The sequence below is a fragment of the Novosphingobium piscinae genome (assembly GCF_014230355.1).
GTDB classification, from domain to species: domain Bacteria; phylum Pseudomonadota; class Alphaproteobacteria; order Sphingomonadales; family Sphingomonadaceae; genus Novosphingobium; species Novosphingobium piscinae.
This window is the reverse complement of the sequence record NZ_JACLAX010000003.1, coordinates 293,001-301,063: the sequence shown is the minus strand read 5'-3', so window position 1 is coordinate 301,063 and position 8,063 is coordinate 293,001. Positions and strand designations below refer to the sequence as shown.

Sequence of the window (8,063 nt, the reverse complement as noted above, 5' to 3'; positions counted from 1 at the left end):
CGGGGCGGCGCGCGGGGCCGGCGGGCTCACCGCGGCGGGCGGCGCGCTGACCACCGCGGGCGCCGGGGGGGTCGGGCGGGCGGCGCGCGGGGCTGACGTCGCATTGCCGAGGCGGAAGTTGCTCAGGCGCTCGAAGAGAAGCTGGGTTTCCTGCGACAGGTTGCGGGTGCCGGCCGAGCTTTCCTCGACCATCGCCGCGTTCTGTTGGGTGAACTCGTCCATCGCCGTGACCATGCCGCTGATCTCGCCGATCCCCGCGGCCTGCTTGCCCGCGGCCTCGGCGATTTCCTCGACCAGTCCGGACACCGAGCTCACCTCGCCGACGATCTGCTTGAGCGCATCGCCGCTCGATTCGACCAGGGTGACGCCGCTGGCGACCTGTCCGGTGCTGGTGCTGATCAGCTCGCGGATGTCGCGCGCCGCGTCGGCGCTGCGCTGGGCGAGGGCGCGAACCTCGTTGGCGACCACCGCGAAGCCCTTGCCAGCCTCGCCGGCCCGCGCCGCCTCGACCCCGGCATTGAGCGCGAGCAGGTTGGTCTGGAAGGCGATCCCGTCGATCAGGTTGACGATTTCGGCCATCTGGCGCGACGAGCCTTCGATGTTGCGCATGGCGACCGCGGCCTGACGGGCGATGTCCTCGACCTTGCCGGCGATATCGCGGGCTACGGCCAGTCGCGTGCTGGTCTGGCGGGCGTTGTCCGCGGTGATCTTCACCGAGCCGCTGAACTCGTTGAGCGTGCGCGAGGTCTCGGCCAGCGAGGCGGCCTGGTGCTCGGTACGCCGCGACAGGTCGAGCGAGGCCGCGGCGATCTCCTCGGTCCCGAGCTTGATCGTGTTGCAGCCCGAGACGATCTGCAGCAGCACGTCGGTCAGCGCCGCCACGGCGGCGTTGTAGTCGGTGTGGAGCTTGCCGAGCGCACCGACGCCGTTTTCCGGAACCCGGTGCGTCAGGTTGCCCTCGGCCAGGGCAGCCAGACCGCCGCCGATCGCGTCGATCGTCACCTGCACCTCGCGGGCGCGTTCCTGTTCGGCCAGGGCGCGGCGGTGGTCGGCGGCGAACAGGTCCTTGAAGCCTTCCAGCGCGCGGGCCAGGCTGCCGACCTCGTCGGCGCGCTGGCCGCCGGGGATGACCACGTCGAGATCGCCGTCGATCACCCGCGTCACCGCATCGCTCATGCGGCGGATCGGGCGGGCCACGCCATGCATCAGCAGGACCAGCATGACGATAGCGAGGACCAGCGAGGCGCCGACCACGACCAGGGTGATCGCCCGCGACTGGGCAAAGATCGAGTCGGCCCGCTTGGAGACCGCGGCGGCGCCCTTCTGGTTGATCTCGATCAGTGCCATCACGGCATCTTCGACCGCGTAGAACTGGTCAAGCGCTTCGCCGTCGAAGCTGGCGAGGGCGGCCGGATCACCCGTCTCGTTCTGGGCGATGATCTGGTCCGACGTGGCCGCGTAGGTCTGCCAGCTGGCGCTGAAGGCCTCGAAGGCCTTGCGCTGCTCGGGGGTCGTCAGGTGCGACTTGTAGTCGGCGATCGAGCTTTCCACGACCGCACGGGCATTGCGGACCAGCTTGGTGGTCCGCGCCCGCGCCTCGGGCGTGGCCGATTCGAGGTTCTCGCCTTCCTTGATCCGGTACTGCGAAAGGTAAGTATGGATGTCGCCGAGCGACTGCGATGCAGGCAGCCAGGTGCTGCGCAGTTCGTCCGATATGGAGTTCACTGCACCGATCCGCTGGACGGCGAACACCCCCAGACCGGAAATCGCGGCGAGCATCACCGCAAAGGCGACGATAAAGCGCGTGGCAATCTTCTGGCGAAACATCGACGACTCCAAACAAGGAACGCGATGCGTCTAACCACGTTTGTTCCAGCAAACGCTGAGCGCCGACTTACGCAACAGCCCTATATTTCGGTTACCGCCGCACTTAGACCTCGGCCGGGAGCCAATGGCCTGAGCAGACCGCGCAGCGCCAGAAACGGGATAAGCGCGTTGCGCAGGGCCGGGACGCGTGATTTACTTCCCCGCCGGCCGTGATGGCCGGTCTGACAACACAACATGGAGAGAGGCACATGACCCACAGGTTGCAACAACTGGCGCTGGGCGCGGCGATCCTCGCCCTGGCGGGCTGCGGCGGCGGCGGCAGTGCCGACCAGCCAGCCCCGGATCAGGCTCCTGCTGCAGCCGCTTCGGCCAGCCCGGCCGAAGCTTCTTCGGCACCGGCCGCCCCGGCCAGCGCGGCGGCCCCGGCGGCGGACAACACCGACACGCTCGACGGTGCCAAGCTGTCTGCGCTCACCGGCGATGCGGTGCACGGCAAGCAGGTCTTTGTGCAGTGCCAGGCCTGCCACTCGCTCCAGACGGGCAAGAACATGATCGGCCCGTCGCTGGCCGGGGTGATCGGCCGTACTGCCGGCTCGATCACCGGCTTCTCCTATTCCACCGCCAACAAGAATAGCGGGATCACCTGGAGCGAGGACAAGCTGTTCCAGTACCTCGAGAAGCCGGCGCGCGTGGTGCCGGGCACCAAGATGGTCTTCGCCGGCTTGCCCAAGGCACAGGACCGTGCCGACGTGATCGCCTACCTCAAGTCGCCGAGCTGATCGGCGGATCGCCGGGCCCGGGGGCGGGCCGGGTCCGATCGTGCAAAGGGGCTGCGCACCAGGGTGGTGCGCAGCCCCTTTCCATGGGGACGAGCGATGCTCAGGCCGCGGCCGAGCGCCGGGCCAGTTCGCACTGCGACCAGATGTCGCTCAGCGCCTCGATCAGCCGGTCGACATCGCCGTCCGTGTGAACCGGCGAGGGGGTGATGCGCAGCCGCTCGGTGCCGCGCGGCACGGTCGGGTAGTTGATCGGCTGGACGTAGATGCCATGGTTGTCGAGCAGCCAGTCACTGATGCGCTTGGCCTTCTTGGCATCGCCGACCATGACCGGGATGATGTGGCTCGGGTTGGGCAGGTGCGGAATGCCCATCGCGTCGAGCCGCCGCCGCACGGTGGCGACGCGTTCGCGCTGGCGGGCGCGTTCCAGTTCGCTGGCCTTGAGGTGGCGGATGCTGGCCGTGGCGCCGGCGGCGATCGCCGGCGGCAGGGCCGTGGTGAAGATGAACCCGCTCGAGAAGGTGCGGATGAAGTCGCACAGCGCGGCCGAAGCGGCGATGTAGCCACCCATCACGCCGATGGCCTTGCCGAGCGTGCCCTCGATCACGGTGATCCGGTCCATCAGCCCTTCGCGCTCGGCCACGCCGCCACCGCGCGGACCGTAGAGCCCGACCGCGTGGACCTCGTCGATATAGCTCATCGCCCCGTGCTTCTCGCAGACGTCGAGGATCTCGGCGATCGGCGCGATATCGCCGTCCATCGAATAGACGCTCTCGAAGGCGACCAGCTTGGGCACGTCGGGCCCGTATTCGGCCAGCAGTTCGTCGAGGTGGGCCGGGTCATTGTGGCGCCAGACGCGGCAGGTCGCGCGCGAGTGGCGGATGCCCTCGATCATCGAGGCGTGGTTCAGCGCGTCTGAAAAGACCACGCAGCCCGGCATCTTGGCCGCCAGCGTGCCTAGCGCCGCCCAGTTCGAGACATAGCCGCTGGTAAACAGCAGCGCCGCTTCCTTGCCATGAAGGTCGGCCAGTTCGCGCTCGAGCACGACATGGTGGTGGTTGGTGCCCGAGATGTTGCGCGTGCCGCCAGCACCGGCGCCGCAATCGTCGAGCACTTCGTGCATGGCCTGGAGCACCTCGGGGTGCTGGCCCATGCCGAGGTAGTCGTTCGAGCACCAGACGGTGACCTGCTCGGTCCGGTCCTCCACATAGCGCGTGGCATTGGGGAACTTGCCGCAGCGGCGCTCGATCTCGGTGAAGATGCGGTAGCGTCCCTCGTCGCGGACCGTGTCGAGTTCACCCTTGAAATAGGCTTCGTAATCCATGCTCGTCGGTCCTCTCGTCGATCCGTATCCAGTGTTCAGTCATCGCGGGTCGGTCATTGACCCAGATCAGTTTGCTCCGCTCGGTGCGCGGCGGGTGGGCAGGGCCCAGCCCCACAGCTGGCCATCGCGGAACGGCAGGGCCAGAAACAGGTGCTCGAGCGCGCCGAGCGTGGCCAGCGCGAACAGCAGACTGGCGCCGGCCGCGGCCGCGCTGCCAGCCGGAGCGGCCAACGCCAGCGAGCCCAGCCAGGCGGCCAGCGCGAGGCATCCGGCGATCGCCAGGCACAGCTCGGGACCCAGCCGGGGCGGGCCGAAGTAGCTCTTGAGATAGGCCAGCTGCGGGGGCAGGATGTCGGTGCTCAGGTTGGGGACGCCCAGAAAGATCGCCAACTTCGTGCTCAGCCGCATGACCAGCAGCAGGGTGAAGGCCATGGCGCCGACCTGGTTTGGGGCCTCGCGGCTCATCCAGATCAGGCCGAGCGCGCTGAGGGCCAGCGCGATCTCGTGCCAGGCCATCGCCGCCACCGCATAGTAGAACCGGGCCAGCCCGCGCGCGTCTGCCGGGCAAGGTTCGCGCCGCGGCCCGGTGACGATGCCGGTCAGGAAGCTGATCTCGTGCCACGCCCAGATCAGGATCGCACCGCCCAGCGACAGGTAGGCCCCGCCCAGGGTGGCGCGGTTCATCGATGCGGCCACCATCACGATCCCGCCCAGTGCGGCCACGGCCGCCAGCAGCAGGCTGCGCGGAAAGGTGCGACGCTCGCGATTGTCGAGCCAGGCCACCAGCCCGGTCGCGAAGAACCAGGTCAGGATCGTGACCGCGACCGGAAGAACGTGGCCGGTCCAGCTTACCATGCGGGCTGCAGCCGGACCTTGGCGGGCAGTTCGTTGCGGCGCGGACGCAGCAGGTACATGCGGGCGAAGTGCAGGCCGGCGCCGATCATACCGCCGACACGCTGGAGCGTCCCGGCTATGCCGCCGCGGCGCTTCCCGGCCTCGATCCGCTGGCTCGCGGCCAGCAGCCGGTCCATGCTGCGACGGAAGCGCGGATCATCGGTGTCGAGCTCGAGCGGGAAGACCTGGCGGCTGATTTGGGTGCAGATCGTGAAGACCCGGTAGTCGTACTCGGTCGGGTCGAGCCCGAGCGCGCGGTGGAACACCGGCCGGGCATGGTCGCGCACGTACATGGTCGCGTAGACCGCCAGCAGGAAGAACCGGACCCACAACTTGTTCAGCCCGGTCAGCAGCTTGGGATCAGCGCGCAGCAGCAGGGCGAAAGCCTCGCCGTGGCGGAACTCGTCGTTGCACCAGCTTTCGAACCACTGGAAGATCGGGTGGAAGCGCAGCTCGGGGTGGGCGGCGAGCTGGCGGTAGATCGCGATGTAGCGGGCGTAGCCGATCTTCTCCGACAGGTAGACCGAGTAGAAGATGAACTTCGGCTTGAAGTAATGATACTTCTTGGCCTTGGTCAGGAACCCGAGGTCGATCCCGATCCCGGCATCCTTCAGCGCTTCGTTGATGAACCCGGCATGGCGGCTTTCGTCGCGGGCCAGCAGCTTGAACAGCTGCTTCATGTCGGGGTTCTTGGTCCGCCGGGCCATCTCGGCATAGAGGATGCAACCGGAGAACTCCGAGGTCAGCGAGCTCACCAGGAAATCGATGAACTCCGCCCTCAACGCCGGCTCGAGCTGCTCGATGATCCCCTCGAAGCGGACCTCACGCTTGAAGTGAAGCTTGTTGGGATCGCTCACCATCTCGGCGATCATCGCGTCCCATTCCTCGCGCACGGGCGAGACGTCGATCGCGTCGAGCGCGGCGAAATCGGTGGTGTAGAACCTCGGGCTCAGCACCGTCTCGTGCTGGACCATGGCATGGACATCAGGCTTGTCTGCCAGCGCCGGGGCGGGGGCCGCGTCGGGAGTGCGGATGGCGGTGTGGGCGTTCATGTCAGGCTCCCGGGGTTGAAGCTCACTTCGTAGAGTTCGGTCAGGCCGAGGTAGGCGATCAGGCGCGTCCAGCCGCGCAGCAGCGGGCCGGCCCGCTCGACCGTGGCTGTGCGCAGGAATTCGGCGCTTTCGCCGAAGCGCACGCGGATCGGATCACCCTGGACGCGCACGCGATCGCCAGGCTCGACCAGCAGGCCGTCGGCGAGTTCGACGTGCGCGTGGAAATGCGCCTCGCTCTGCTCCACCGCCACGCGGCAGGGCACTTCGAAGGCGCGGCCGCGGATCATGCCTGCGGCTCCACGAGGAAACGGGCGAAGGCGGCGCGGTTGGTCTCGCCGAATGAGCCCAGCTCGATCGCGCGGCCGGTCACCGGATCGCGCAGGGTCAGCGTGCCGTTGTTCCAGCGGGTCAGCTCGAACGGCGCGGTGCCCCCGATGCCATGCATCTTGCGTTCGCGGGCCATGCCGCGCATCACGCCGCGGACAAACCCGCCGCCATCGGCCTCGCCGACCAACACGGCCAGGGTCCGGTTGCTGTCGGCATCGCGGACCACCACCGCACCGTCCCCGCGATCGGCGAAGACCAGGTGGCGCACGAGGTTGGCGGTCACTCCGTCGCGGGCCCGTTCGACCGCTGGCACCGCCTCGCGGTTGAGCACGCCGACGCGGACCAGACCGGTCAGGGCCAAGGTCGTGGCGACCAACGCTCCGGCCATGACCAGCGCCGGCCGCGGGACGGTGTTCTCGTGGGAATGGGCGTGACTCATGCCGCCACTCCTTGCAGGCCAGGATCTCCGGCGGTCGCGGCGGGCCGCGCCGCAGGCGCCGTACGGGCAGTCGTCACGCCTTCCGGAGCGGCGGCCGCGCAGGCCCGGGCGAGCGTTTCGGCCAGGCGGGCGGCATCGGGCATGGCGCGCAGCATCGGTTGCGGACGCGACAGGCGCAGGGGACGGGCATGCGGCCACAGCATGGCGTAGCCCAGCCGGTGACGGCCCAGCAGGGTCAGTGCGATGTCGCCATGGCCCTGGCCGCGCGGGCGCAGGTCGGCGGCCGCGATCTGCGACAGTGGCAGGTTGATGCACTTGTTCAGGGCCACCCCGATGCGCAGCACGATGCGGCGGTTGGTCAGCGTGTAGACCGTGGTCCGCGCGACCAGCACGGCGAACAGGGCGAGCAGACCCTGCAGCACCACGCCGGCGGCGGCGATCACCGCCGCGCCGAACAGGTTGCCCCCGGCTACCGCGAGCAGGGTCAGCGCCGCGAAGTAGACCATCAGCGGGCGCGCGAAGAGCGCGCTGCGCACGAAGGTCCGCCAGTCCGGTGCGGACTGCCACAGGATCTGCTCGCCCGGCGGCAGATCACCCGGCAGCCCGCGGATCGGCTCGTGGTCGTACTCGGTCATACCAGCGGCTCCAGCCGGTCGGCATTGGCGTAGAGATAGCCGGTGCCGAAGTAGCCGATCACGCGCTCTTCCTCGTAGCGGGTGATCTGGGTGGGATCAGCCGGGAAAGGCGCGCCGGCGAAGTCGGCGGCGTTGATCGCGCTCACGATCACCGCGTTGCGCTTGACCACCGCCATCGGCATCGGCGCCAGCACGGTGCGGGTGCCGGTGTCGACCGCCAGGTAACGGACCTGGGCCTCGGCGCGGTCAACCCACAGGTCACTGACCGTGCCGGCCTTCGCGCCGTCGGCGCCGTAGACCGGCAGGCCGCGGGGATCGGTGCTGCCCATGGCGACGGTCATCTCGGGCACGACGCCCATCGGCACGATGCGCGGCAGCCCGTGCGCGTCCTGGTCGGCCCACTGCGCGCGGTTGGCATAGGAGCCCGGACCGACGCCGGCAGCGAATACGTCCCCGGTCGGCGAATAGGGCGCGCCGCCAAAGTTCTCGCGCCGCTCGGCTGCGATCTGGACCGGTTCGCGGCCTTCGCCGGGACGCAGCGGAACCGACACCTTGCCGCGGCCAAAGGGCAGGATGAAGGTCTTGGGGGCGGCTGCCGACAGCGGGCCGCCGGGGCTCAGCAGCTTGCCGGTGAGCGCGTCCTCGAGCGGGTAGCCTTCGCGGCGGTCTTCGCGCCGCAGCCAGAAGACGAGAGCGATGAAGAAGCCGATGAAGGCGATCATCGCCAGTTGGGCGGCATCAATCGTGCCGACAATGTTGCCGTAGTTCATGGCTGGGTTCCTTCCGGTA

Annotated in this window: 9 protein-coding genes; 1 reads left to right on the top strand and 8 read right to left on the bottom strand. The window is 68.8% G+C overall.

From position 1 onward, the window contains the following. The coding region (locus H7F53_RS05195) for a methyl-accepting chemotaxis protein (RefSeq protein WP_185678399.1) at positions 1-1,827 on the bottom strand (1,827 nt) is incomplete at its 3' end. Positions 1,828-2,075: 248 nt separating this feature from the next. On the opposite strand from H7F53_RS05195, the gene H7F53_RS05190 reads away from it, so the two are divergent. Then, positions 2,076-2,606 (top strand): c-type cytochrome, encoded by a 531-nt coding sequence (locus tag H7F53_RS05190; RefSeq protein WP_185678398.1) that lies wholly within the window; start codon positions 2,076-2,078, stop codon positions 2,604-2,606. 100 nt (positions 2,607-2,706) lie between these two features. Here H7F53_RS05190 and hemA read toward each other — a convergent pair whose 3' ends face one another. The 7 genes from hemA to puhA all read right to left on the bottom strand — a co-directional run bounded on the left by hemA (position 2,707) and on the right by puhA (position 8,044). Continuing rightward, a complete protein-coding gene (gene hemA, locus H7F53_RS05185; protein WP_185678397.1) occupies positions 2,707-3,927 on the bottom strand; it encodes a 5-aminolevulinate synthase in 1,221 nt (406 codons plus the stop codon). A 66-nt stretch (positions 3,928-3,993) separates the two neighbouring features. Then, a complete protein-coding gene (gene puhE / locus H7F53_RS05180; RefSeq protein ID WP_185678396.1) occupies positions 3,994-4,782 on the bottom strand; it encodes a putative photosynthetic complex assembly protein PuhE in 789 nt (262 codons plus the stop codon). After that, entirely contained in the window at positions 4,776-5,873 is a 1,098-nt protein-coding gene (acsF, locus tag H7F53_RS05175) for a magnesium-protoporphyrin IX monomethyl ester (oxidative) cyclase (protein ID WP_185678395.1), read from the bottom strand. The genes puhE and acsF overlap by 7 nt, the downstream gene beginning before the upstream one ends. Further along, entirely contained in the window at positions 5,870-6,160 is a 291-nt protein-coding gene (locus H7F53_RS05170; protein ID WP_185678394.1) for a hypothetical protein, read from the bottom strand. The genes acsF and H7F53_RS05170 overlap by 4 nt, the downstream gene beginning before the upstream one ends. After that, complete coding sequence (gene puhC / locus H7F53_RS05165; RefSeq protein ID WP_185678393.1) at positions 6,157-6,639, bottom strand: photosynthetic complex assembly protein PuhC; 483 nt, start codon at positions 6,637-6,639, stop codon at positions 6,157-6,159. Before puhC ends, H7F53_RS05170 begins: the two co-directional genes overlap by 4 nt. Next, on the bottom strand, positions 6,636-7,274 hold the full coding sequence (puhB, locus tag H7F53_RS05160) for a photosynthetic complex putative assembly protein PuhB (RefSeq protein ID WP_185678392.1): 639 nt from the start codon (positions 7,272-7,274) through the stop codon (positions 6,636-6,638). The genes puhC and puhB overlap by 4 nt, the downstream gene beginning before the upstream one ends. Continuing rightward, positions 7,271-8,044: a photosynthetic reaction center subunit H gene (gene puhA, locus H7F53_RS05155; protein WP_185678391.1), complete on the bottom strand. Its 774-nt coding sequence runs from the start codon at positions 8,042-8,044 to the stop codon at positions 7,271-7,273. Before puhA ends, puhB begins: the two co-directional genes overlap by 4 nt. Positions 8,045-8,063: the final 19 nt, after the last annotated feature.